Source organism: Salmonella sp. WC3 (assembly GCF_042932255.1).
Lineage (GTDB): Bacteria > Pseudomonadota > Gammaproteobacteria > Enterobacterales > Enterobacteriaceae > Salmonella > Salmonella enterica.
The window spans coordinates 4,560,219-4,585,029 of sequence record NZ_CP170629.1 but is presented as its reverse complement, the minus strand read 5'-3'; the positions used below and the strand labels follow the sequence as shown (position 1 = coordinate 4,585,029).

Here is a 24,811-nt window from a genome sequence, read left to right as displayed (position 1 = left end):
GATGTTAACAACTCATTGAAAATAATGGGTAATTATTAAGATGAGAAGGCTATCGCGCTGATTTTAAAGTAATGGTAAGAATTTACACACAAAGTTATCCACAGGTTGTTTTGCGAGCGATCCTGAAGATCGACAAAACTTTTCCGCAAATGCGGCGAAAAACTCAAGTTTTCCTCCTGTATGTGGCATCCTTTAACCATAATCTGTTAAACAGGCACGGACATTATGGTTCAGATCCCAGAAAACCCACTTATTCTCGTAGATGGCTCATCCTATCTCTATCGCGCCTATCATGCGTTTCCGCCGTTAACCAACAGCGCGGGAGAACCTACGGGCGCAATGTATGGTGTCCTCAACATGTTGCGCAGCCTGATCATGCAGTATCAGCCGACGCATGCTGCGGTGGTGTTTGACGCCAAAGGAAAAACCTTCCGTGATGAGCTCTTTGAACACTACAAATCGCATCGTCCTCCGATGCCGGATGATCTGCGTGCGCAAATAGAGCCGTTACATGCCATGGTTAAAGCCATGGGGTTACCTCTGCTGGCGGTCTCTGGCGTAGAAGCGGATGACGTTATCGGTACACTGGCGCGAGAAGCGGAGAAGGTGGGGCGTCCGGTATTAATCAGCACCGGCGATAAAGATATGGCACAGTTGGTGACGCCGAATATTACGCTGATCAACACCATGACTAACACCATCCTCGGCCCGGATGAAGTCGTTAATAAGTACGGCGTGCCGCCTGAGCTGATTATCGACTTTCTGGCGCTGATGGGGGACTCCTCGGATAATATTCCAGGCGTACCAGGCGTGGGTGAGAAGACGGCGCAAGCCTTGCTTCAGGGATTGGGCGGCCTGGATACGCTGTACGCCGAGCCGGAAAAAATTGCCGGCCTCACTTTCCGCGGCGCCAAAACGATGGCCGGTAAATTAGCGCAGAATAAAGACGTAGCGTACCTGTCTTATAAACTCGCCACCATTAAAACGGATGTTGAACTGGAGCTGACCTGCGAACAGCTTGAAGTGCAGCAGCCGATTGCGGATGAACTGCTGGGCCTGTTTAAAAAATATGAGTTTAAGCGCTGGACGGCGGACGTCGAGTCAGGCAAGTGGCTACAGGCAAAGGGCGCGAAACCGGCGGCCAAACCGCAGGAAACGGTCGTTATTGATGAATCGCCCAGCGAACCGGCAGCGGCGCTCTCTTATGAAAATTATGTCACTATTCTGGACGACGTTACGCTGGAAAGCTGGATTGAAAAGCTGAAAAAAGCGCCAGTTTTTGCTTTCGACACGGAGACCGACAGCCTGGATAATATCGCCGCCAACCTGGTGGGCCTCTCGTTTGCCATCGAACCTGGCGTTGCCGCGTATGTACCTGTCGCACATGATTATCTGGACGCTCCGGATCAAATCTCCCGCCAGCGTGCTCTGGAACTGCTGAAGCCGCTGCTGGAAGATGAAAAAGTGCGCAAAGTGGGGCAAAACCTCAAGTACGATCGCGGCGTCTTGCAAAATTACGGTATTGAGCTGCGCGGTATCGCCTTCGATACCATGCTTGAGTCTTACATTCTGAACAGCGTCGCCGGACGCCATGATATGGACAGCTTGTCCGATCGTTGGCTGAAGCACAAAACTATCACCTTTGAAGACATTGCCGGTAAAGGTAAAAACCAGCTCACCTTTAACCAGATCGCACTGGAGGAAGCGGGGCGCTATGCGGCAGAAGATGCGGATGTCACGTTACAGTTGCATCTCAAAATGTGGCCTGAGCTCCAGCAGCACAAAGGCCCGCTGAATGTTTTCGAAAACATCGAAATGCCGTTGGTGCCTGTACTGTCACGCGTTGAGCGCAATGGCGTAAAAATCGATCCTGCCGTCCTGCACAAACATTCGGAAGAAATCACGCTACGTCTGGCGGAACTGGAAAAGAAAGCGCATGACATTGCGGGCGAGGCGTTCAACCTGTCCTCGACGAAGCAGTTGCAGACCATCCTGTTTGAAAAGCAGGGTATTAAGCCGCTGAAGAAAACGCCTGGCGGCGCGCCGTCAACGTCGGAAGAGGTGCTGGAAGAGCTGGCGCTGGACTATCCGCTGCCGAAAGTGATTCTGGAGTATCGTGGTCTGGCGAAGCTAAAATCCACCTATACCGATAAGCTGCCGCTGATGATTAACCCGAAAACCGGGCGCGTCCATACGTCCTATCATCAGGCGGTAACGGCGACGGGACGTTTATCGTCCACCGATCCGAACCTGCAAAATATTCCGGTGCGCAATGAAGAAGGCCGCCGCATTCGTCAGGCATTTATTGCGCCTGAGGATTATCTCATCGTGTCTGCGGACTATTCACAGATTGAGCTGCGTATTATGGCGCATCTTTCCCGTGATAAAGGGCTGCTCACGGCGTTCGCCGAAGGGAAAGATATTCACCGTGCAACGGCGGCGGAAGTCTTTGGCTTGCCGCTGGATAGCGTGACCGGGGAACAGCGCCGAAGTGCGAAAGCCATTAACTTTGGCCTGATTTACGGGATGAGCGCCTTCGGTCTTTCTCGCCAGCTTAATATTCCGCGTAAAGAGGCGCAGAAGTATATGGATCTCTACTTCGAACGCTATCCTGGCGTGCTGGAATACATGGAGCGCACCCGCGCTCAGGCAAAAGAACAAGGCTATGTGGAAACTCTGGAGGGGCGCCGCCTTTACCTGCCGGATATTAAATCCAGCAACGCGGCGCGGCGCGCGGGGGCGGAACGCGCGGCGATCAATGCTCCCATGCAAGGAACGGCTGCCGATATCATCAAGCGCGCCATGATTGCCGTCGATGCCTGGCTACAGGCCGAGCAGCCACGCGTGCGGATGATTATGCAGGTACACGATGAATTAGTGTTCGAGGTGCATAAAGACGACTTAGATGCGGTAGCAAAACGTATCCATCAGTTGATGGAAAACTGCACGCGTATTGATGTGCCGTTGCTGGTGGAAGTCGGTAGCGGAGAAAATTGGGATCAAGCGCACTAAGCATTTAAGGAATAACGCGCTTTTTTCGTAATTAAGCAACATAAGCACGGGGGTTTTGTGATGGGTATTAGAATTCCCTATGTAAAGAATGAAAAAAAAATTACGAAAAGGTCTTTCTGTGTTGCTCAAAAAAGAGTAAAGTTATTCACGTAGGGTACAGAGGTAAGATGTTCTATCTTTCAGACCTTTTACTTCACGTAATCGGATTTGGCTGAATATTTTAGCCGCCCCAGTCAGTTTATGACTGGGGCGTTTTTTATTGTGCGCAAGAAAAGTTTCGCTCACACCGTAGGCCGGATAAGACGCGCAGCGGCGCCATCCGGCATAGCGGGTGATTATTCCCCGTCCTGAATCTCTTCGACCGGTGCCAGTTCACTAAACCAGCTATCCAGCTTCTGACGTAACTTATCCACGCCCTGCTTTTTCAGCGAGGAAAACGCTTCTACCTGCACATCGCCATTAAAAGCCAGCACGGCTTCACGTACCATATTCAACTGCGCCTTGCGCGCGCCGCTGGCCAGTTTGTCCGCTTTGGTCAGCAGAACCAGAACCTGGATATTGCTCTCTACAGCCCACTGGATCATCTGTTGGTCGAGGTCTTTCAACGGATGGCGGATATCCATTAAAACGACTAAGCCCTGTAGGCTTTGACGTTTCTCCAGATATTCCCCCAGCGCGCGTTGCCACTTGCGTTTCATCTCTTCCGGGACTTCCGCATAGCCATAGCCCGGCAGGTCGACCAACCGTTTGCCCTCTACGACTTCAAACAGGTTAATCAATTGGGTACGGCCCGGCGTTTTAGAGGTGCGCGCCAGGCTTTTTTGGTTGGTCAACGTGTTCAGGGCGCTGGATTTGCCTGCATTGGAACGGCCAGCAAAAGCCACTTCAATTCCGCAATCGGAAGGTAAATGGCGAATATCAGGCGCACTCATCACAAAATGCGTCTGTTGATAATTCAGGTTAGTCAAAGCGGTCGTCTCCGTCAGTCAAAGCATTGTGGCGATTATACCTGAACGCCAGCAAAAGACGGATTTTTCGGCGCGGCGGTGCTGTAAGTAAAAGCCATACGCTTTGTGAGACATTGACCATTGCACTTATGCGACATGACAGAGTCGTTGTCAGGCTCAAAGTCAGTTAATATAGTTAAATCATGAATTTATAGAAAGGTAATTGTCTGAAAAAAAGGATTTGCCGTGTCGGTATCTTGTGAGTTTACCCCAAAAGAGTAAAGTAATGCACATAGCGAGGACGCTAACAGGATCAACGACTCAGGATGAGGGTCAGGAGCGCCAGGAGGCGAAGACACAGGATTGTCAGGAAGACAAACGTCCGGAGACGTTAGTAAAAGGAAATGGAAACAACATGGAATGTTCCAGGCTAAGGGAAAAACAGGGCGTGTTGATAGCCAACAGGGATGGTGGAACCCGTTAAGGGTCGTGAGTCAAGAAAAAAGGCGGCAGATTACTCTGTCGCCTTTTTTCTTTGCTTGCTTTCTGCTAGATTCCACCTCAATTCTATACTGAATAAAACGGCTTAAAGATCTGACATCATGAAAAAACCAACCTCTGCACCGCGCAGTAAAGCCTTTGGCAAACAGCGTCGTAAAACGCGTGAAGAGTTAAACCAGGAGGCGCGCGACCGTAAACGCCTGAAAAAACATCGCGGTCATGCGCCGGGAAGTCGCGCGGCGGGCGGCAATTCCGCTTCGGGCGGCGGCAATCAGAATCAACAAAAAGATCCACGTATTGGCAGTAAAACACCTGTTCCATTGGGCGTGACTGAAAAAGTGACCCAACAGCATAAACCGAAAAGTGAGAAACCTATGCTTTCACCGCAGGCGGAGTTGGATTTACTGGAAACGGATGAGCGCCTGGATGCGCTGTTAGAACGTCTGGAAGCGGGCGAAACCCTGAGTGCGGAAGATCAAGCCTGGGTAGATGCCAAACTGGATCGTATTGATGAACTGATGCAGAAGCTTGGTCTGTCTTACGATGACGACGAAGAAGACGACGAAGAGGACGAGAAGCAGGAAGATATGATGCGCCTGCTAAGAGGCGGCAACTAACGGGTTTACACCGTGGGCTTGCCCGTCCTGCTTATAACCCTTCCGGTTATATGTTATCTGGTGTGGTTATTCGTTAAACTACAGCGATTGTCGCGGCGACAGAAATGGCTGCGCAGCCGGCTTGCCGCCCGTCATGGCGTGAAGCCGGTACGCCGTACCCGCCAGAGACGCCATCGGAAGGAGTGAGCATGTCTGAACAGCAAATAGACTGGGATCTGGCCCTGATCCAGAAATATAACTATTCCGGGCCACGATATACCTCGTACCCAACCGCGCTGGAGTTTTCTGAAGACTTCGAGGACGCCGCATTCTTGCAGGCTGTGGCGCGTTATCCTGAACGTCCGCTCTCGCTGTATGTGCATATCCCGTTTTGTCACAAGTTGTGTTATTTCTGCGGCTGCAACAAGATTGTCACCCGCCAACAGCATAAAGCTGACCAGTATCTTGACGCGCTTGAGCAGGAAATTCGTCATCGCGCGCCGCTGTTTGCAAACCGTCATGTCAGCCAGCTTCACTGGGGCGGCGGTACGCCTACTTACCTGAATAAAGAGCAAATCAGCCGCTTAATGACGCTGTTGCGTGAAAATTTCCACTTTAATACCGACGCGGAAATCTCGATCGAAGTCGATCCCCGTGAAATTGAGCTGGATGTGCTCGATCATTTACGTGCGGAAGGTTTTAACCGCCTGAGTATGGGCGTGCAGGACTTTAATAAAGAGGTGCAGCGCCTGGTTAACCGCGAGCAGGATGAAGAATTCATCTTTGCGCTGCTTAATCACGCCCGCGATATCGGCTTTACCTCGACCAATATCGATTTGATCTACGGTCTACCGAAACAGACGCCGGAAAGCTTCGCTTTCACGCTGAAGCGTGTGACGGAGCTGAACCCCGATCGTTTGAGCGTCTTTAACTATGCGCATCTGCCAACGCTTTTTGCCGCCCAGCGTAAAATTAAAGATGCCGATTTACCCAGTGCGCAGCAGAAACTGGATATTTTGCAGGAGACCATCGTATCGCTTACTCAGGCCGGTTATCAGTTTATCGGGATGGACCATTTTGCCCGTCCGGACGACGAACTGGCCGTCGCGCAGCGCGAAGGCGTGCTGCACCGTAATTTTCAGGGCTATACGACCCAGGGCGATACCGATCTGCTGGGGATGGGGGTTTCTGCTATCAGCATGATTGGCGATGGCTACATGCAGAACCAGAAAGAGCTGAAGCGTTATTACCAGCAAGTGGATGAGCGGGGCAATGCGCTATGGCGTGGTATTACGCTGACCCGTGATGATTGCATTCGTCGCGATGTTATCAAGGCGCTGATTTGTAACTTCCGCCTGGATTTTAACGCTGTCGAACAGCAGTGGGGTTTGCATTTCGCTGAGTATTTTGCCGAAGATTTGCAGTTACTGTCGCCGCTGGCGAAAGATGGGCTGGTGGATATTAGCGAGAAGGGAATTCAGGTGACGGCGGAAGGTCGTTTGCTGATCCGCAATATCTGCATGTGCTTTGACGCGTATCTGCGCCAGAAAGCGCGGATGCAGCAGTTCTCGCGCGTCATTTAGCCGGGTTGCCCGGTGGCGCTGCGCTTACCGGGCCTACACGTTGCGACAACCTGTAGGCCGGATAAGCATTAGCGCCATCCGGCACATTGTCAGCTGAACAGTCCTACCAGCGCGGCACACAACACGGCGGCTAGCGCAGTTTGTGGCGTGTGGCTGTCGACCGCTCCACTCGATACCAGATTAATAATAGATTCTAACATAATGAATCCCCCCGTTTGCCGGGCATGATCATACTGAACTCATCGGAACAGTAAAGCGCAAAATAGCAGCGTTTTGCGCTCAATTATTAATCTTTACACTCGCGGGTAATGTTTACTCCATTCCCAGCTCTTTCAACTTCCGCGTTAGGGTGTTTCGCCCCCAACCGAGCAGCCTGGCGGCTTCCTGTTTATGACCCTGCGTATGGCGTAACGCCGTGGTCAGTAGCGTTCTTTCCAGTTCTGGCTGCGCTTCAGAAAGCAGGTTTTGATGACCGGATCGCAAGGCGCGGTCCGCCCATTGCGCCAGTAATGTAGCCCAGCTATCCGGCGGCAGGTGGGACGGGCTATCCGGCGCCGAGGCTTCAAACAGTTCGCCCGGTAAATCCTGGATCAATACCTCCTGTCCGGCGGCCATGACGGTGAGCCAGCGGCAGGTATTTTCTAACTGACGCACGTTACCAGGCCATGCCAGGCGCGTTAACGCCGTTTCGGTTTCCGGATGTAATAATTTGGCTTCCACACCTAATTCACGGGCGGCGACCTGCAAAAAATGGCGCGCCAGGCGCGGAATATCCTCACGGCGTTCACGCAACGGCGGAAGATGGATACGAATCACGTTCAGGCGGTGGAACAGGTCTTCGCGGAATTTCCCTTCCTGAACGCGTCGTTCGAGGTTCTGGTGGGTGGCGGCGATAATGCGCACATCCACTTTTACCGGCGCGTACCCGCCCACGCGGTAGAACTGTCCGTCAGCCAGCACGCGTAACAGACGAGTCTGGACATCCAGCGGCATATCGCCAATTTCGTCCAGAAACAGCGTGCCGCCGTCAGCCTGCTCGAAACGGCCCTGCCGGATGGTATTCGCCCCGGTAAAAGCGCCTTTCTCATGGCCAAACAGTTCGGATTCAATCAAATCTTTCGGGATGGCCGCCATATTGAGCGCGATAAACGGCGCTTTGGCGCGTGGGCTATGGCGATGTAGCGCATGGGCGACCAGTTCTTTACCGGTTCCTGATTCGCCGTTAATCAGCACGCTAATCGAAGAACGCGACAGCCGACCAATAATGCGAAACACATCCTGCATGGCGGGCGCTTCGCCTATCATGTCTGTTGTCGGGCCGTTAACCTCGATATTACGCGGCTGCTGCTGCTCCTGATAGTGGCTAATCGCGCGCTCGACCAGAGCGACGGCTTCATCAATATCAAACGGTTTAGGCAGATAATCAAACGCCCCCTGCTGATAGGCGCTCACGGCGGCATCTAAATCGGAATGCGCGGTCATAATGATGACCGGAAGCATCGGGTGACGCTGTTTAATCTGCTTTAATAGCGCCAGCCCGTCCATTCCCGGCATTCGGATATCCGACAGCAAGACGTCCGGCGTTTTACTGGCCAGCGCAGCCAGTACTTCATTACCATTCTCAAAGGTGGTACAGGTCAACCCTGCCCCGGCGAGAGCACGCTCAAGCACCCAACGGATGGAACTATCATCATCGACGACCCAGACTATTCCTCGTTGCATAAACACCTCTATTTCCGAATCGGCAGGTAAACCGAAAACTCGGTATGCCCCGGCCAACTGGTAAATTCAATTTTGCCGGCGTGTTGATCAATAAGATTGCGGGCGATAGATAACCCAAGCCCGGTGCCGCCTTCGCGACCGCTGACCATCGGGTAGAACAGCGTATCCTGTAAATGGGGAGGAATGCCCGGCCCATTGTCTTCAACGTCTATACGCGCCGCCAGGCGATAGCGTTCGCCATGCAGCGTTAACTGGAAGGCGGTACGGGTACGCAGCGTAATTTCGCCGCCTTCCGGCCCCAGCGCCTGCAAGGCATTGCGGACAATATTCAGCAGTACTTGCTCAATTTGTTCCGGATCGTGCGGCAGTTCTGGCAGACTGGGGTCGTAATCGCGGATAAGCCGGACATTATCCGGCAGTTCCATAGACACCAGCGCCACCACGCGCTCCGCGACTTTATGTATGCTCTCGGTAATGTGCATTCCCGGGTGCTGCGGCCCCAGCAAACGATCGACAAGGTTGCGTAGCCTGTCGGCCTGTTCAATGATGACTTTGGTATATTCCATTAGCGCCGGGTCGGGCAGCGCCTTGCTGAGTAGCTGCGCCGCGCCGCGCAGGCCGCCGAGCGGATTTTTGATTTCGTGCGCCAGACCGCGCACCAGATCGCGGGCGGCGATTTGCTGCGCGTGCTGCAACTGCTCCTGACTCAGACGACGCTGGTTATCCATCGGCGCCATTTCGAGCAGTATAAAATCGTCGGGCAGACGTTGGGCGGTCAAAGAGAGAATATGCGAGCGACTATCAATCACCAGCGTCACTTCGTTATCGGTAAAGCCTTGTCCTGCCGCTAAACTTTCGCGCATCAGGTCAATGTTTAACGAAAAATAGCTCAACAGTTCAGGTAACGGCGTCCCGAACAGTTTGCGTGAGCTTTGCGCGAGCAACTGCTGCGCGGCAGGATTGGCGTAATGGATTGCCAGCGCGTCGTCGACCACCAGCACGCTGTTGATTAACGAATTGAGGATCTGCCCAGCATCGGGCTGTATGCCGCTTGCCATTCAGCAGTCTCCTGGAAAAGGTTGCACCATTTTAGTGCATTATAGCTTTTTACCACTAAAAAGCGCGTGAGATCAGATTGTTGGTGGAGAAAAAAGCCCATCCTGGGATGGGCTGAAAGTTTCCACGGCAACTCAAAAACTCCTGACGCCTTTCACGCTGCTGCTGCGTTGGCTGCCTTCGCTTACCCCAGTCACATCGCTATCTATGCTCCTGGGCATGTGCTCAGTTGCCGCCTTGCAGCAACGCGAAATTCGTCGGATTCTTAATATACGATTAAACGCTGTAGTACAGCTCAAACTCTACCGGGTGCGGGGTCATACGCACGCGGTCATCTTCTTCGCGACGCAGCGCAATATACGCATCGATCGCTTCATCAGTGAACACGCCGCCTGCTTTCAGGAACTCGCGGTCCAGGTCCAGCGCGTTCAGCGCTTCTTCCAGAGAACCCGCTACCTGTGGGATCTCTTTCGCTTCTTCCGGCGGCAGGTCATACAGGTTTTTGTCCATGGCTTCGCCCGGGTGAATCTTATTCTTAATCCCGTCCAGACCGGCCATCAGCAGGGCGGCAAAGCACAGATACGGGTTAGCCGCCGGGTCCGGGAAGCGAACTTCGATACGGCGCGCTTTCGGAGACGCCACCACCGGAATACGGATGGAGGCGGAACGGTTACGGGCGGAGTAGGCCAGCATCACCGGCGCTTCGTAACCCGGGACCAGACGCTTGTAGGAGTTGGTGGTCGGGTTCGCCAGGGCGTTGATGGCTTTGGCGTGTTTGATGACGCCGCCGATGTAGTACAGCGCTTGTTCAGACAGGCCGGCATATTTGTCACCAGAGAACAGGTTGGTGCCGTTCTTCGCCAGCGACATGTGGCAGTGCATACCGGAACCGTTATCGCCGAACATCGGTTTTGGCATAAAGGTCGCGGTCTTACCGAAGCGGTGAGCCACGTTATGCACGACATATTTGTAAATCTGAATTTCGTCGGCTTTTTTGGTCATGGTGTTAAAGCGGGTCGCCACTTCGTTCTGACCTGCGGTAGCTACTTCGTGGTGGTGCGCTTCAACGACCAGGCCCATCTGCTCCATGACCAGACACATTTCAGAACGGATATCCTGCGCGGAGTCAACTGGCGGAACCGGGAAATAACCGCCTTTCACGCCCGGACGATGGCCTTTGTTGCCGCCTTCATATTTGGTAGAGGAGTTCCAGGCGCCTTCAATATCGTCAATCGCCACATGTGAGCCGGAGATAGATGCGCCGAAGCGGATGTCGTCGAACAGGAAGAATTCAGGTTCCGGCCCAAACAGGACGGTATCGGCGATACCGGTCGCGCGCAGGTAGTCTTCCGCACGTTTTGCGATGGAACGTGGGTCACGGTCATAACCTTGCAGAGTGCCAGGCTCCAGGATGTCACAACGGATAATCAGGGTGGAGTCCGCGAAGAACGGGTCGATAACCGCAGTGGACGCATCGGGCATCAGCACCATGTCGGATTCGTTAATGCCTTTCCAGCCGCCGATAGAGGAGCCGTCAAACATTTTGCCTTCTTCAAAGAATTCGGCATTTACCTGATGAGCAGGAATCGTGACGTGCTGTTCTTTGCCTTTGGTATCGGTGAAGCGCAGATCGACAAACTTCACTTCGTGCTCGTTCAGCATCGTCAAAACGTGTTCAGCGGACATACTTGTACTCTCCCGGATTGGTCATGGTCGGTCGTCGTGGTAACGAGATCTTCAATTCTGCTGGCCGTGTCGCCGTAAAAATATAAAGCGAAATCTGTGCCAACTTTCACATTGCCCCCAAAAGGCGTTATCATGCGCACCATCGTGCAAAAGGGCTGCACCACGGTGACTATGTTGCACCAAAATAGTGCTTTAATGTGAACATTAAGCACCGCATTGGTGCAATAGAACGCAAGCCACCCTTTTAACGCTCCGTGAAAGCGATCACAAAGAGACTCTGCAATACTTGTTTGCGGAGGATGTTTGTGATCCTGTTTTGTAGTGCGATTAATCCGTGTACAATAACGCGCTATTTCTAATGCCTGAGGCAAAGTTGTGATCGAAAATTTGCGTAACATCGCCATCATCGCGCACGTTGACCATGGTAAAACTACCCTGGTTGATAAGCTGCTCCAGCAATCCGGTACGTTCGACGCGCGTGCCGAAACTCAAGAGCGAGTGATGGACTCCAACGATTTGGAGAAAGAGCGTGGTATTACTATCCTCGCTAAAAACACCGCTATTAAATGGAATGATTACCGTATCAACATCGTTGATACTCCCGGGCACGCTGACTTCGGTGGTGAAGTAGAGCGCGTCATGTCCATGGTTGACTCTGTGCTGCTGGTGGTTGACGCATTTGACGGCCCGATGCCGCAAACGCGCTTCGTGACCAAAAAAGCCTTTGCTCATGGCCTGAAACCTATTGTGGTTATCAACAAGGTTGACCGTCCTGGCGCGCGCCCTGACTGGGTTGTTGACCAGGTATTCGACCTGTTTGTTAACCTCGACGCGACCGACGAACAGCTGGACTTCCCGATCATCTACGCTTCGGCGCTGAACGGTATCGCGGGTCTGGACCACGAAGATATGGCGGAAGACATGACCCCGCTGTATCAGGCGATCATTGATCATGTTCCGGCGCCGGACGTTGACCTCGATGGTCCGTTGCAGATGCAGATCTCCCAGCTGGACTACAACAACTACGTTGGCGTTATCGGCATCGGCCGTATCAAACGCGGCAAAGTGAAGCCGAACCAGCAGGTCACTATCATCGATAGTGAAGGGAAAACCCGTAACGCGAAAGTAGGTAAAGTGCTGACGCATCTGGGTCTGGAGCGTATCGACAGCGATATCGCCGAAGCGGGCGATATCATTGCGATCACCGGTCTGGGCGAGCTGAACATTTCCGACACCATCTGCGACCCGCAGAACGTTGAAGCGCTGCCGGCGCTGTCCGTTGATGAGCCGACCGTGTCTATGTTCTTCTGCGTTAACACCTCGCCGTTCTGCGGTAAAGAAGGTAAGTTTGTGACTTCTCGTCAGATTCTTGACCGTCTGAACAAAGAGCTGGTGCATAACGTGGCGCTGCGCGTTGAAGAAACCGAAGATGCGGATGCGTTCCGTGTATCCGGTCGTGGCGAACTGCACCTGTCCGTGCTGATTGAAAACATGCGTCGTGAAGGTTTCGAACTGGCGGTTTCCCGTCCGAAAGTTATCTTCCGTGAAATCGACGGTCGTAAACAAGAGCCGTACGAAAACGTGACGCTGGACGTCGAAGAGCAGCACCAGGGGTCTGTCATGCAGGCGCTGGGCGAGCGTAAAGGCGACCTGAAAAACATGAATCCGGACGGTAAAGGCCGCGTACGTCTCGACTACGTGATCCCAAGCCGTGGGCTGATTGGTTTCCGTTCAGAATTCATGACCATGACTTCCGGTACGGGTCTGCTGTACTCCACCTTCAGCCATTACGACGATATTCGTCCGGGTGAAGTGGGCCAGCGTCAGAACGGCGTACTGATCTCCAACGGTCAGGGTAAAGCGGTGGCGTTTGCGCTGTTCGGTTTGCAGGATCGCGGTAAGCTGTTCCTGGGTCACGGCGCGGAAGTTTATGAAGGCCAGATTATTGGTATTCACAGTCGCTCCAACGACCTGACGGTAAACTGCCTGACCGGTAAGAAACTGACCAACATGCGTGCGTCCGGTACGGATGAAGCGGTGATTCTGGTTCCGCCAATTAAAATGAGCCTTGAGCAAGCGCTGGAGTTCATTGATGACGACGAACTGGTAGAAGTCACCCCAACCTCTATCCGTATCCGTAAACGTCACCTGACGGAAAACGATCGCCGCCGTGCGAACCGTGGTCAGAAAGAAGAGTAATTAACGCTCTTACGGATAAAAACCCTGCCGAAATGAAAGCTCGGCGGGGTTTTTTTATTCACGTTGAGAAAGGGATAAGGTTACCAAAAAATCAGCAATCGCTGGCGTATTATGCCGACCAATGACGCTATCCGCATACACCTTTGCCCGAGCGCTGGCATTCCCCATCGCGACGCCCAATTCGGCTAAACGTAGCATTTCCGCATCGTTATCATTATCGCCAAACGCCATCACTTCGCGCATTGCGATATGCTGTTGCTGTGCATATCTGGCGAGGCTTTGTCCTTTGCTACACCCCTTCTGGAGAATATCCAGTTGATGATGCCAGGACCAGGTACAGCTTAGCTGTAATTCATGCTGTATAAACTCAGCAATATTTTGTAGTTGTTTTATGTGCCGATGAACGACGCTGATTTGCCAGATATTCTCCCTACTGCTTAGCTCATCAGCCTGAAAGATTATTTTATCATCAGCACGAATTGTCGGTTTAAGCGGATATACCCGCGCCAGTATTTTTTCCGTTTGTAAGTGCGTCAGCGGCAGCGGGTGAAGGACCTGCTGTTGAGCCGGTTGATAAATATAACTTCCGTTACAACAGATCATCGGTTCGGTGAGCGCCAGCGTTTGATAATACGCATAGGCTTCACGATGAGAGCGGCCGGTGACAAGCATTATTCGTCAGCCCATGTCCTGCATCTGACGGATGGCGGTTAGCGACTCTGGCAGAATTTGTTTATTACGGTTTAGCAGCGTTCCATCAAGATCAAAAGCGATTAAACGATATCGCATGAGCGCCCGATCCTAAAACAGCGTGAGGCATCCAGGTGATTCAGCAATGGAATATCGAGACGGTGCTGATAAGCGAGAAAACAGTGGCATTGTTTTGCCTGGCAGGCGGGAGAATTGAGCCGTTGCTGATATAAATTACCCATTTTAATTTTGCTGATATGACAAGCAAAAAGATCGCCTTCTGCATTCATAAAAATACTTTTTCTTCCTGCGGTACAGATATCCAGCTGCGCTGGCCACTGCTGCGTTTCAATCACATACAGCGGATCGAGTTCGCCGAAGGCGATGGTTTCCTCAACGATATGCCGGGTATTGGCACACTCGTTGGCGTTAAACCAAAAATAATTCTGGTCAGACAACTGCTGGCGGAGCCAACGAAACTGGTCGATATCTTTCATACTGGCGACAGCCCCCGCGCACCAGGTTATTCCGGCGGCAGAGAGCGCTAAACACTGCTGGAGAAAGCGCTCAGCGGTAATTTGTGAGGGATGAAAAGAACACCATAACCGAAGCTTTGAGATATCTCCGCCGCCAGCACGAAATGCCTCCAGCAATGACATTAACGAAAAAGAGGCGTTAGTTTGTATGCCGACCGCCTGAACATGAGGATAGCGGCTAATTTCTGCCAGCGCCGCCATGTAATAACGCAAGCGTAGCGCCTCGCCATAGGGCGTAATCATCACATTCAACGGCGTACCTAAAAGAGGCAAATGGTCAACCATGCGCCATAGCGCGGCTTCGTCCCGTTTTTTATCGTTACGGGCGTGTTTATGGAACGGGCAATAGCCGCAATGATAATTACACGATTTAAGATAGCCGCGATAAAACAGCGTGTGAATATCGCGCAGGGCGGGGGTACTCATCTCTGCCGATTCTCCCGTAGCATCACCTCAGGCGAAACGAACACAGGAGCAAGGCAATCGGATAATGCCATACCGGTCTCCGTTAGCCGGAGGCGACTGCCATTCTGGTAACAGTAGCCTTGCTGTATAAAGCGTTCCAGGTCGGGGAAATCCCTTGGCGCATCGCTGGCAAAATATTGCTGATAATCGCTAAGAGAAAGTCCCTGCCAGAAAAATAGATTTTTAATGATAAAGCGGCGTTTCATTTCATCAGGGGGGAGCAGATAACCGTGATTAATGACGGTTTTATCCGGGCTGTCGATAAACGCCTGAATGATTTTTCGTGATGTTTGCAGGTTCGACGACCACGGTGAACAGTAATGCAGATTGCCAAGATAACTTCTGCCGCCCGCGCCGAGCGCCAGTGAGTTTTCAAATCCGCAGCTTTCCGCCGCGGCGGATGGCGCTGGATTAAGGACGAAACGGCGCATGGACGTTTGGGTGTAGCCCGCGTTGCGTAAAAGATCGCGGGCTAAAACGTAGTAGCTATGCATATTTTCCTGGCGAGGCATATTATAAAGCGGATAAAGAAACAGCTCTTCCGGTTGATAAACGAGCGCCTGATGTAACGATTCCGTCAGGCTTGCGTGAGTCTGTCCGGGAATGCCGTAAATAATATCAATATTGAGTGATGGAAAATGATCCGCCTTTAGCCATTCCAGCGCCTGGTGCGCGCTGGCGGCATTGTGGCGGCGGTGCAGCGTATGTAACTCGCTGTCATGAAAACTTTGTACGCCAATACTGACGCGATTAACGGAAAAGGCGTTTAATAGCGCTACTTTTTCTGCTGTGGTATCCGTAGGGGAAGTTTCAATTGTTTTATAAATATTCCAGTCAACATTGAGCACATCAAAGACGGAAAAAAATAACTTCTCTAATTGCGCAATGTTTAATAGCAGAGGTGTGCCGCCGCCTACGGTAAAGCTTCCCCAGTGGACGGGCGCCAGCGCCATTTGTTGGCCCTGGGTAATAATCGCGTCGATATAGCTATCAATGAACGTATTATCTGCGCCTGTGCAGGTAAATAAATTACAGAACCCGCAGCGACTTTGACAAAACGGCATATGAACATACAGATGTGTGTCGTGCTCGTAAATCCGTGGTTTTACTTCGCTAAAGCTGACGTTCTCCAGCTCCCGATAAGCCGTCTTATGCGGATAACTGTACATATACTGACGATAAATATCATTGTTATTCATATTAATGATTACCGCTCAACAAGAAATGCATATAAGGAACGGTATTAACGATCGGATGATTAAAACTATGGAAATATTTCCCGTCTTCGCCATAGCAGGTACCGTGATCGGAACAGACAATAACGAACGTTTCGCCGCCGGTTTGGCGGAAAATGTTCAGTAATCCGTCGATGCGGGCGTCGATATAGCGTAGCGCGGCGGCATGGGTCTCAACGGTATCGCCAGGGGCCGCGCCCTCAACGTAAAAATGGTTAGGGTAATGAATCGTGTCGATATTGATATACATCATGACCGGTTGGTTGCCAGCACGCTCGGCCATGATTTTCTGGATATAATGGATTTGGTTATCCATACTTTCTTTAACCGTACAGGCAAAGCGTGGATGCCAGTAACTCTCTTTAAACATCGACGGGAACACTTTTCCCATGCCGGAGCGGTTATTAAAGAAAGAGACGCCGCCAATACAGATGGTCTGGTAGCCTTTATTTTCCAGACTTTTTATCCATGTTGCGTCATCAAAGGCAAATGCATTTTTCGGCCCTTTACGACCAAGTCCGATATCTTTTGGGAAAAACAGCATGGTCTGATTAACGGTATCATCAATAGGTTTTGGCATAAAACCTGAAAACATGGCGTGATGCGAAGGCCAGGTAAAATTACCGGCCGCCTCGCATTTCGTCCATTGTCCATAATGATTAAGGTTTGGCGTATTTCCGGCGGTTTGTTCCTGAAGCGCAATATCGTAGCGTAACGAGTCCAGCACAATAAAAAGAATATGAGCGTTATTACTAATTAGCGCATTCATATCGAATTCGCCATCGCCTGTGTCAATCGACGCGTGCAGCGAGACGGGGACTTCATCCATTGAATTATACATTTTGCTTCCTCATGGCCCGGATCTGCGCCTGATAAATTAGATTGTTCTGCTGCGCATCCTGATAAATTAAATCACCCTGGCCATTAATTTCAATAATATACGGCGTCAGGCTGGTGGTAAGTAAAACATCAATACCCGCTAAGCGAATGCCAGGAAAAAGTCGCATGGCATTTTGACAGAGCGTATCGATCTCAGTCACTTTTGCGGCAGATAACTCCAGACTTTCGAAGCGGCAAGCCTGGTTTTGCAGATGTAAGTTAGTAATGGGCTGCGAGGAGGTTCTGACCACTCGCCAGATAATTTCGCCATCCAGGCAGACGATGCGTAAATCATAGGTTTTATGCTTTACGCTGGCTTTGGGCAGCCACTGTTCGACGAGGTTTTCCTGCTGAAGAACGCCATCAATAATGAGCTGGATATCTTCTTTCTGACGATACTGTTGGATTTTTTTGCTGTTAAATAGCTGTTGTCCTGATATGGCAATCGCGCTGTAAAGCACCTGCTTTATGCCATCAGGGTGGCGGCGCAAAGCGATAACGCCCGCCGCGCCAGAACCCAGCGAGGGCTTGATGAACACGCTGGCGACCTTTTTTTCCTGCATGATGGCGGTGAGCTGTGCAAAGCTTTTTACGTCTTCCGCTACCAACGGCGGCGTGGGGATGCCGTGTTCCAGTAAGTGCCGCTTGCAGCGTTTTTTATCCAGCAGGTGAATGAGGCCCGCCGGATGGTTAAGCCAGGTGACGCCAGGACGCGCCGCCATGTTCTGCAAAAAATGGATATAGTCCAGACCGATCGCGTTTATTTTGCGGATGTCAGTTTCACTGTGTACTGGCGGGTCGATTTTAACGATGCCAGAGGTCAGCGAAGCGTCCAGCGCGTGCGGATGAGTCAGCGCCGTGACGGGTTCCCCAAGTACGGCGGCAGCCTGCATAAAATAATGCGTGCGCTTGCTCTGACGGGGGCCAATGAGCGTAATCACAATAAATCCCTTTATCGGTGTGTAGGGGAATGTGCACATTCCCCTACACAATCACTCGGTGTACATCGCATTCATATAAATATCGCCATCGTAATCATCAGGCTCCAGCGCTTCTGAAAGATTCAGCGGTATCGGCAGCGCGGCTTTTAGCTTTTCCTGCATCTCCGGCGTCAAATAGTGGTGGTGGAGATCGAGTGTTTCCAGATGCGCAATTCGGTCTTTATGCTCCAGCAGCGCCTCTGCGCCGCTATCCGTTAAGGTACCGCATGAGAGTTCCAGCACGTTAAGCTGCGGCAGGATATTACTTTCCAGCACCCGGCGGACGATATCATCCTGCTCTTCACTGTTCATCAACCCCAGATGGGTGAGCTGAGGGAAAAGATCTTTGGATGCCAGCGCCATCACGTTATCCAGCGAACCGTCAAAACCGTATTCCTCTACGCCCAGGAAGAGCTTCAGCGTTTTTAATGCAGGGAGCTGCGCATTTTGTAGTTCGGCAAGCACGTTAGAAGGGATGCCGCCGGAAATGATTTCCAGGTGCTCCAGTTTCTCATGATGTATAGCGCCCAGTCGCAGATCCGACGCGCCTTTAATAATCAGTTCTTTCAGATTGGGTAACGCTGCATAGAGCCTGGAATAGTCACCTTGTTTAATCCAGGAGATCTCGCAGTCTTCGCTCTCCATATCACCGATAAACAGTGATTCTAGGTGAGCAAAGCGGGGGGCGTTCTCCACAATCATATCAATAATAGGCTGGCAGGTTTCGTCTTCCCAACAATCACCCCAGTTACCAATGGTCAGCGAGCGAAGCTTTGGCAGATCTTCATCGGTTAAAATTAAATTAATGAGCTGTTCCTGGGTTAATTCATTGTCCCAATCAATATTAAATCGCTTATTCATTTGTTTCCCTTCTCTATAAGCATGAATACGGTAAAACGCTTTGTGAATATTATCATGGCGCTTAGGGGCGGGATATCGGGAGTCCGATTCAGGATGAATGAGCGGGCAGAACAACTACCCGCTGTGATGCTGATTCGTAAAATAGAGGCAATAATATCAGAAGAAATACTTCGCCCCGATACGAATCTGGTTTTGCTCTCTATGGTAGGGGCCCACGTTACGATCTAACCAGCGTAATTCAAAGTAGGGCAACCAGTGTTCATTGATACGATAACGGAAGGTATTAGTGATTTCCCAATGATGCTTCGTACCATTACTACTATTAAAATCATTAACGTTATAAAAATAGTGTGGTTCAAAGGTATAAGAAAATTTATCGGTAATGATAAAATTCCAATAGTTACCGATTTCATAGCTGTCATTATTATCCAGTTCGCCATTCAAATCGGTTGAACTATAATTATTGTGATTATATCGGTTACGTACCGTAAGATTAAACCACGGGGTAAATTTATAGTTAACATCCAGATAGACGGCGCCGCCGGAACCAATGCTTTTGTCGTTTATTAACCCCCCAGGCTGGATGGTTAATTTATCTGTAGGTTTAAATAATGGATACCAGCCCTCAATCTCATTATAACCGTGCTTTAATTCATCATCACGCTGTAGCGTATAGGTATTGGTCAACATAATTCCGGCCCCCATATCGGAGTTATAGCCGACGCGCAGCATAAACTCCATTTGGTCAGACGCCAGGTTATAGGCCTCACGGTTTTCTACATAAGCGCCAGCAAAAACAGAGGTGGATATTACAGAAGTTAATATCACTAGAGTATTCAGAGATTTCATAATAAATCCATTTTTCAAATATAGGGAAGCCGCCATCCATCGGGATGGATAAAGCGGCAAGCGTCGTTTAATTATTTACAGTAGAAATACTTTGTTTATTATTAGTCGCGACAATTTGATTACCTGTTTTCTTTCGTTGGGCAATTTCCTCGATAATAAAAGCGAAACGTTGTTCATTGAGCTTATAAAAAAAGCCCATCGTTAGTGCTGCGATAATGGCAAGACCGCAAGGCCATAAAAAAATGAGCTGACGCAAACCAAGCAACGTGGTGTCACTTTGAGCTATGTTGGGGATATAACCGATTTGCGTCAGCATAATACCTGGCAAAAAGCCAGCAAGCGCAGCGGAAATTTTGCGGGAAAAGGTATAACCCGTATACACCGAGCCTTCAGCGCGAATACCCGTTTTCCATTCACCGTAGTCAACCGTATCCGGAACCAGTGCCCAGTTCAGGCTGTTGACGAAAGCGGTACCGAAGAAGGCGATACAAGAGAAAATAACAAACAGGAATGACGTTCCACCCCAGATAAAATTCAGGATATCGCCAACGGCCCACAATATCAGACCACCAAGATAAACCTATTTTTTCCCGAAGCGTTTTACCGCAGCAGGTACTAATAAAACACCAATCAGGATACAGCCCATGCTGAAAAAACCCATCCATGACAACAAATGAATATCGTTCAGCACGTATTGAGTGTAATAAACCTGAATGGCCAGCTTGATATTAAAGGCGGCCAGCGTGCACAAATTGGCAACGCAGAGCACCAGCAGCGGCGGATTACGAAAAATCGCGCAGAAGGACTTCAATATGCTGGGTTTATGCGTGTCAGGTACGGTTTCGATATACCGTTCTTTCACCCCGCTAAAGCACCACTACATGCTGAACAGCCCGCAGACCGAAAAAATGACTGCTGCAATCAGATAACCCAGCGAAGGGGAACGGGTAAACAGCGCCTGAATGGGCATAAAACCTACGGTACAAAGAAGAAGGCCAATGGTAGCGCCGCCTTGTCGCCATGCGGCGAGCTGGGCGCGCTCATGCGGATTTTTGGTAATAGCGGGTACCATCGCGCCGTATGAGCAGTTCATCAGGCTGTAGAACAGACCGAACAACATAAACAGCACCGTCGCGAAGGCTGTTTTAACGGGTAAAGTAAAGTGAGTGGCAAAGAATTGCGCAGTAGCAACCAGAGCCACCGGAAATGACGCATACAGAATAAAAGGCCGAAACTTTCCTTTTGCGCCAATATTACGGCGTGAATCCAGCAATACGCCGGTGAGCATATCGGTAAAAGCGGTGAAGAATTTCGCCACCAGAAAGATAATTCCACCGTAATATGCAGGCATCCCGAGTTCATCGGTATAAAACTTCAGTAGATACAGCGTACCGATACACAGCATCAGATTTGAGCCGAAATCGCCCACGCCATAGGCGCATTTTTCCCGCAGGCTCAACTTTAGCGTTAGCGGATCATGATTAGACATAATCGCCTCTCAAAACGCCCCGCAGGACGTTATATTTTATTGTTGTTAAACCGTATGTTTCCGGGCCTCAATCTCTTCCACAATTCGCACGTACATCTTCTCGTTGAGGTTGTAGAAACAGCCCATCGCAATAATGGTGATGACCGCCAGCACGCAAGGATAAATAAAGATCAACTGGCGTAGGCCTTCGACGGTGCCTGCCGATTGCACCACATTCGGGATATAACCGATTTGCGTCAGCATCCAGCCGGGGAAGAACCCTGCCAGTGCCTGGGAGACCTTACGGAAGAACGTGAAGCCGGTGTAAACCGTCCCTTCCGAGCGGACGCCGGTGCGCCATTCACCGTACTCCACCGTGTCGGAAACCAGCGCCCAGTTCAGGCTGTTGACGAAGGCGGAACCGAAGAACGCCAGGCAGGAGAAGGCGACAAAACTGACCGAGCCGCCGCCAAAGAAGTAGTTGAGCAGATCGCCCGCCACCCATATTAACAGCCCGCCGATATAGACTTTCTTCTTGCCAAAACGCCTGACTGCGCCGGGCATCAAAAAGACGCCGATAAAAATACAGCCCATGCTAAAGAAGCCCATCCAGGAGAGGAGGATCGGGTCGTTAAGAACGTACTGGGTGTAATAAACCTGAATCGCCAGTTTGACGTTGAAGGCGCCGAGAGTACAAAGGTTGGCGATACACAGAATAAACAGCGGACGGTTACCGGCGATGGCGCGGAACGACTGCAATAATCCGGGCTTTTGCGCGCTATCGACAGGTTTCACTTCGACGTAGCGCTCTTTAACGCCGGCGTAGCACAGCCACATAAATAGCAGGCCAAACAATGAAAATAGCGTGGCGGCGAAAATATAGCTGAGCTGGGCATTGCCTTCGATCAGGTTCATGACCGGCACAAAGCCAACGGTACACAGCAGCAGGCCGAGAGTGGCGCCGCCCTGACGCCAGGCGGCAAGCGAGGCGCGTTCATCCGGGTTCTTGGTAATCGCGGGCACCATCGCGCCATACGAGCAGTTCATCATGCTGAAAACCAGCCCGTACAGCATAAACAGCATCGTTGCGACGACGGTTTTTCCCGTCACCTCAAACGGTGTGCCGACAAAGTTAGCAATCGCCAGTAGCGTTACCGGAAATGCCGCGTAAAGCACGAACGGGCGGAATTTGCCCTTCGGACCAATTTTACGCCGCGAGTCGAGCATAATGCCGGTACCCATATCGGTAAATGCGGTAAAAAATTTGGCGATCAGGAAAATGATCCCGCCGTAAGTCCCTGGTAAACCCAGCACATCGGTATAAAATTTGAGTAAATAGAGGGTCCCGATATCTAACAGGATATTGGAACCTAAATCCCCCAGTCCATAGGCAAGTTTTTCTTTAAACGGCAAGCGTAGGGTTGCCGGATTCGATGATGTTTGACTCATTATTCTTCTCCATCTGCCCGCAGGTTTCCCTGCGGGCGAGCCGTATTAGATGTTGCGTAAAGTGGCAAACAGTGACGCCCATTCACTCTTCGCCCGATAAAACACCGGAGGCTGGCCAATCGGCGCGTCCACGGTAATTTCACCCCCCTGGTAAGTTTCCCCGGTCCAGACATTGACCCAGCTATCCTCCGGCAGATACAGCGTCCAGTCGCTGCGTCCCTGTTCGTGAACCGGCGCTACCAGCAAATCTTGTCCCAGCAGGTACTGATACTTCAGGGTGTAGGTGCGCGCATCGTCTTCGTAATGCAGGAATAGCGGGCGCATTACCGGCAGACCGGTGGCGCTGTTTTGCGCGACGGCCTGTTTGAGATACGGTTTCAGGGTGGTGAAGACGGTGGTCATACGGGCAAAGTGGGCAATAGTTTCCGCGTCGCCGTCGAACTGCCAGTTATCGCCGGGGCGGTTGCCTTCATGGGTGCGCATCATCGGCGTAAAGGCGCTGAAATCGCACCAGCGCAGCAGCAACTCTTTGCTGCGTTTCATGTCAAACAGGGTGGTGTAGCCGCCGATATCGCTGTGATGCAGACCATGGCCGGTCATCGCCAGCGACAATGCCGCAGGCACTACAGAGGCCAGACCATCATCAAGGCTCCAGTCAACGTTCTGGTCGCCTGCCCACATCATGGTGGAATATTTCTGACTGCCGGTGTAACCCGCACGCATAAAGAACAGGATCTCGCCGAGCTTGCCGGTCTCCTGTAGCGCTTCGTAGTTACATTTCGCCCACAGCGCAGGCCAGGCGTTATGCATGATCTCGGCGCTGACGCCGTTGTGCAGATACGTGTCGGTCGGCAGATATTCGCCGAAATCCGCCATCCAGCCGCTGCAGCCGAGCGCGATCATGTTCTTTTTGATGACGTCTTTGAACCAGTCGTAAGCTTCAGGATTGGTCAGATCGACCACGCCGCCATAGAATTCGCCAAACTCGACCAGATAGTCGCCGCCCGTGGCGTCTTTCGCCAGATAGCCGTGTTTCGCCGCCTCGGCGCAGAGGTCTTTATCACTGGCGACGTATGGGTTGATATAAGAGAGGAACTGGACGCCTTCTTCTTTCCACTGTTTGATCCGGCTATCCAGCTGTGGATAGTTGTCGCTATTCCACTTCCAGTTCCACATCACGCGCTTGCCAAAGGAGGTCATGCGGATACCGGACCAGTCCTGCGCCCAAATACCGTTCACTTTTACGCCTGCGTTGCGCATGGTATCCAGTTTTTGCTGACAAACTTCCGTACCGCCCTGAATGCCTAGCGTGACGCCGTCATAAACCCAGTCCGGCAGCTCCGGCTGGCGGCCTAACAGCGCAGTCAGTTTTTCCAGCAGGGCGATGTAGGTGTCGGCACACTCAAAACGCAGCGTAGTTTTATCTTCCCACAGCGCCAGCTCGTGATACTCCGGCGCGCTGAAGTCGAAATTCATATAGCAGCTATTATCGACGTGGCAGTAATACTTCTGCGTGCTGACAAAGGTCGGTTGCGGGAAGAAGGTCCAGTAATAGTCGCCGCCGGCGTTTTCTTTACAGTCTGCCTGCCAGGTGACATAGCTGGTTTTATTACGGCCAACGCCCTGTTCGCTGGTCCACAGCGGGAACGGCTTGCCGCGCAAATCGAAATAAGAGAACTGTTCGCCGCAGCCGTAGATATGGTCGTCTGGATTAGCCGCGAGGCGTAACCAGATACGGTTATGGTGCAGGTCGTCGTTTTGCAGATCCAGCTTCAGGCGTCCCGCCTCATCGGCGGAGATGCGAAGGGTGGCGCTAATTGTTGCGCCACGGCTGAATTGTACCAGCCAGCCGTCGGGTAGCTCGCTGACCGTGGCCTCCGTTAATGCAATCTTCTCGTTAAGTTTGTCTTTGATGCTGAAGTTGCCGCGGAACATATCAATGTCGGCAACGCCCGCGCCAATCCACAGACAGGGATTTTCGGCGCTGTGACGTAAAATCAGGCGCTGTTGCCAGCTAAGCGCAAAACCATCCTGTGATGTTGTCAGTTCAAAATCGGTTGACCGTTGTGGTAGAGAATTCATTGTAATCTCCGTGAA

At 51.4% G+C, this 24,811-nt stretch carries 18 protein-coding genes and 2 pseudogenes; 5 read left to right on the top strand and 15 right to left on the bottom strand.

Annotated features, from left to right (window positions below; genetic code table 11):
• Window positions 1-225: 225 nt before the first annotated feature.
• Entirely contained in the window at window positions 226-3,012 is a 2,787-nt protein-coding gene (gene polA / locus ACFK9X_RS22380; RefSeq protein WP_000249972.1) for a DNA polymerase I, read from the top strand.
• Between the two features lie 335 nt (window positions 3,013-3,347).
• Here polA and yihA read toward each other — a convergent pair whose 3' ends face one another.
• A complete protein-coding gene (gene yihA / locus ACFK9X_RS22375; RefSeq protein ID WP_000183331.1) occupies window positions 3,348-3,980 on the bottom strand; it encodes a ribosome biogenesis GTP-binding protein YihA/YsxC in 633 nt (210 codons plus the stop codon).
• A 238-nt stretch (window positions 3,981-4,218) separates the two neighbouring features.
• On the opposite strand from yihA, the gene ACFK9X_RS22370 reads away from it, so the two are divergent.
• The 3 genes from ACFK9X_RS22370 (at window position 4,219) to hemN (ending at window position 6,639) form a co-directional block, all read left to right on the top strand.
• Window positions 4,219-4,443 carry a hypothetical protein gene (locus tag ACFK9X_RS22370; RefSeq protein WP_001541209.1) on the top strand — a complete coding sequence of 75 codons (225 nt, stop codon included), beginning with the start codon at window positions 4,219-4,221 and terminating at the stop codon, window positions 4,441-4,443.
• A gap of 118 nt (window positions 4,444-4,561) precedes the next feature.
• Window positions 4,562-5,077 carry a Der GTPase-activating protein YihI gene (gene yihI, locus ACFK9X_RS22365; RefSeq protein ID WP_000743292.1) on the top strand — a complete coding sequence of 172 codons (516 nt, stop codon included), beginning with the start codon at window positions 4,562-4,564 and terminating at the stop codon, window positions 5,075-5,077.
• Between the two features lie 188 nt (window positions 5,078-5,265).
• The gene (gene hemN / locus ACFK9X_RS22360) at window positions 5,266-6,639 is read left to right on the top strand and encodes an oxygen-independent coproporphyrinogen III oxidase (RefSeq protein ID WP_151117775.1); all 1,374 of its coding nucleotides are present in this window, start codon (window positions 5,266-5,268) and stop codon (window positions 6,637-6,639) included.
• A gap of 89 nt (window positions 6,640-6,728) precedes the next feature.
• On the opposite strand, the gene ACFK9X_RS22355 is transcribed toward hemN, so the two are convergent.
• The 4 genes from ACFK9X_RS22355 to glnA all read right to left on the bottom strand — a co-directional run bounded on the left by ACFK9X_RS22355 (window position 6,729) and on the right by glnA (window position 11,103).
• Window positions 6,729-6,839 carry a YshB family small membrane protein gene (locus tag ACFK9X_RS22355; protein ID WP_001578131.1) on the bottom strand — a complete coding sequence of 37 codons (111 nt, stop codon included), beginning with the start codon at window positions 6,837-6,839 and terminating at the stop codon, window positions 6,729-6,731.
• A 112-nt stretch (window positions 6,840-6,951) separates the two neighbouring features.
• Complete coding sequence (gene glnG / locus ACFK9X_RS22350) at window positions 6,952-8,361, bottom strand: nitrogen regulation protein NR(I) (RefSeq protein WP_001188782.1); 1,410 nt, start codon at window positions 8,359-8,361, stop codon at window positions 6,952-6,954.
• Between the two features lie 8 nt (window positions 8,362-8,369).
• The gene (glnL, locus tag ACFK9X_RS22345) at window positions 8,370-9,419 is read right to left on the bottom strand and encodes a nitrogen regulation protein NR(II) (RefSeq protein ID WP_000146190.1); all 1,050 of its coding nucleotides are present in this window, start codon (window positions 9,417-9,419) and stop codon (window positions 8,370-8,372) included.
• A 274-nt stretch (window positions 9,420-9,693) separates the two neighbouring features.
• Window positions 9,694-11,103, bottom strand: a complete 1,410-nt coding sequence (glnA, locus tag ACFK9X_RS22340; protein WP_001271699.1) for a glutamate--ammonia ligase — start codon at window positions 11,101-11,103, stop codon at window positions 9,694-9,696.
• 375 nt (window positions 11,104-11,478) lie between these two features.
• Between glnA and typA the strand changes: the two genes are divergently transcribed.
• Window positions 11,479-13,302 (top strand): ribosome-dependent GTPase TypA, encoded by a 1,824-nt coding sequence (typA, locus tag ACFK9X_RS22335; protein WP_000572060.1) that lies wholly within the window; start codon window positions 11,479-11,481, stop codon window positions 13,300-13,302.
• Between the two features lie 54 nt (window positions 13,303-13,356).
• On the opposite strand, the pseudogene ACFK9X_RS22330 reads toward typA, so the two are convergent.
• The 10 genes and pseudogenes from ACFK9X_RS22330 to ACFK9X_RS22285 form a co-directional block, all read right to left on the bottom strand.
• Window positions 13,357-14,091, bottom strand: a pseudogene (locus tag ACFK9X_RS22330) (Cof-type HAD-IIB family hydrolase).
• The gene (locus ACFK9X_RS22325) at window positions 14,076-14,954 is read right to left on the bottom strand and encodes an STM4011 family radical SAM protein (RefSeq protein WP_151117772.1); all 879 of its coding nucleotides are present in this window, start codon (window positions 14,952-14,954) and stop codon (window positions 14,076-14,078) included. The pseudogene ACFK9X_RS22330 and the gene ACFK9X_RS22325 overlap by 16 nt, the downstream one beginning before the upstream one ends.
• Window positions 14,951-16,192: an STM4012 family radical SAM protein gene (locus ACFK9X_RS22320; RefSeq protein WP_151117769.1), complete on the bottom strand. Its 1,242-nt coding sequence runs from the start codon at window positions 16,190-16,192 to the stop codon at window positions 14,951-14,953. Before ACFK9X_RS22320 ends, ACFK9X_RS22325 begins: the two co-directional genes overlap by 4 nt.
• A gap of 1 nt (window position 16,193) precedes the next feature.
• Window positions 16,194-17,069 (bottom strand): STM4013/SEN3800 family hydrolase, encoded by an 876-nt coding sequence (locus tag ACFK9X_RS22315; RefSeq protein ID WP_000282791.1) that lies wholly within the window; start codon window positions 17,067-17,069, stop codon window positions 16,194-16,196.
• Entirely contained in the window at window positions 17,062-18,087 is a 1,026-nt protein-coding gene (locus ACFK9X_RS22310; protein ID WP_151117766.1) for an STM4014 family protein, read from the bottom strand. The genes ACFK9X_RS22315 and ACFK9X_RS22310 overlap by 8 nt, the downstream gene beginning before the upstream one ends.
• A gap of 12 nt (window positions 18,088-18,099) precedes the next feature.
• Window positions 18,100-18,948, bottom strand: a complete 849-nt coding sequence (locus ACFK9X_RS22305; RefSeq protein WP_001042076.1) for an STM4015 family protein — start codon at window positions 18,946-18,948, stop codon at window positions 18,100-18,102.
• 156 nt (window positions 18,949-19,104) lie between these two features.
• Window positions 19,105-19,797, bottom strand: coding sequence for a porin OmpL (ompL, locus tag ACFK9X_RS22300; protein WP_000838828.1), 693 nt, complete (start codon window positions 19,795-19,797; stop codon window positions 19,105-19,107).
• A 67-nt stretch (window positions 19,798-19,864) separates the two neighbouring features.
• A pseudogene (locus tag ACFK9X_RS22295) lies at window positions 19,865-21,286 on the bottom strand (MFS transporter).
• A gap of 45 nt (window positions 21,287-21,331) precedes the next feature.
• Window positions 21,332-22,714 (bottom strand): MFS transporter, encoded by a 1,383-nt coding sequence (locus ACFK9X_RS22290; RefSeq protein ID WP_000084251.1) that lies wholly within the window; start codon window positions 22,712-22,714, stop codon window positions 21,332-21,334.
• Between the two features lie 45 nt (window positions 22,715-22,759).
• The gene (locus ACFK9X_RS22285) at window positions 22,760-24,796 is read right to left on the bottom strand and encodes an alpha-glucosidase (protein ID WP_151117763.1); all 2,037 of its coding nucleotides are present in this window, start codon (window positions 24,794-24,796) and stop codon (window positions 22,760-22,762) included.
• Window positions 24,797-24,811: the final 15 nt, after the last annotated feature.

Coding starts and splice junctions, on each gene's coding strand:
- polA (WP_000249972.1), top strand. CDS start 226: ATGGTTCAGATCCCAGAAAACCCACTTATTCTCGTAGATGGCTCATCC.
- ACFK9X_RS22325 (WP_151117772.1), bottom strand. CDS start 14,954: ATGAGTACCCCCGCCCTGCGCGATATTCACACGCTGTTTTATCGCGGC.
- ompL (WP_000838828.1), bottom strand. CDS start 19,797: ATGAAATCTCTGAATACTCTAGTGATATTAACTTCTGTAATATCCACC.
- ACFK9X_RS22285 (WP_151117763.1), bottom strand. CDS start 24,796: ATGAATTCTCTACCACAACGGTCAACCGATTTTGAACTGACAACATCA.
- glnA (WP_001271699.1), bottom strand. CDS start 11,103: ATGTCCGCTGAACACGTTTTGACGATGCTGAACGAGCACGAAGTGAAG.
- ACFK9X_RS22320 (WP_151117769.1), bottom strand. CDS start 16,192: ATGAATAACAATGATATTTATCGTCAGTATATGTACAGTTATCCGCAT.
- ACFK9X_RS22310 (WP_151117766.1), bottom strand. CDS start 18,087: ATGTGCACATTCCCCTACACACCGATAAAGGGATTTATTGTGATTACG.
- ACFK9X_RS22355 (WP_001578131.1), bottom strand. CDS start 6,839: ATGTTAGAATCTATTATTAATCTGGTATCGAGTGGAGCGGTCGACAGC.
- ACFK9X_RS22305 (WP_001042076.1), bottom strand. CDS start 18,948: ATGAATAAGCGATTTAATATTGATTGGGACAATGAATTAACCCAGGAA.
- glnL (WP_000146190.1), bottom strand. CDS start 9,419: ATGGCAAGCGGCATACAGCCCGATGCTGGGCAGATCCTCAATTCGTTA.
- yihI (WP_000743292.1), top strand. CDS start 4,562: ATGAAAAAACCAACCTCTGCACCGCGCAGTAAAGCCTTTGGCAAACAG.
- ACFK9X_RS22290 (WP_000084251.1), bottom strand. CDS start 22,714: ATGAGTCAAACATCATCGAATCCGGCAACCCTACGCTTGCCGTTTAAA.
- ACFK9X_RS22315 (WP_000282791.1), bottom strand. CDS start 17,069: ATGTATAATTCAATGGATGAAGTCCCCGTCTCGCTGCACGCGTCGATT.
- hemN (WP_151117775.1), top strand. CDS start 5,266: ATGTCTGAACAGCAAATAGACTGGGATCTGGCCCTGATCCAGAAATAT.
- glnG (WP_001188782.1), bottom strand. CDS start 8,361: ATGCAACGAGGAATAGTCTGGGTCGTCGATGATGATAGTTCCATCCGT.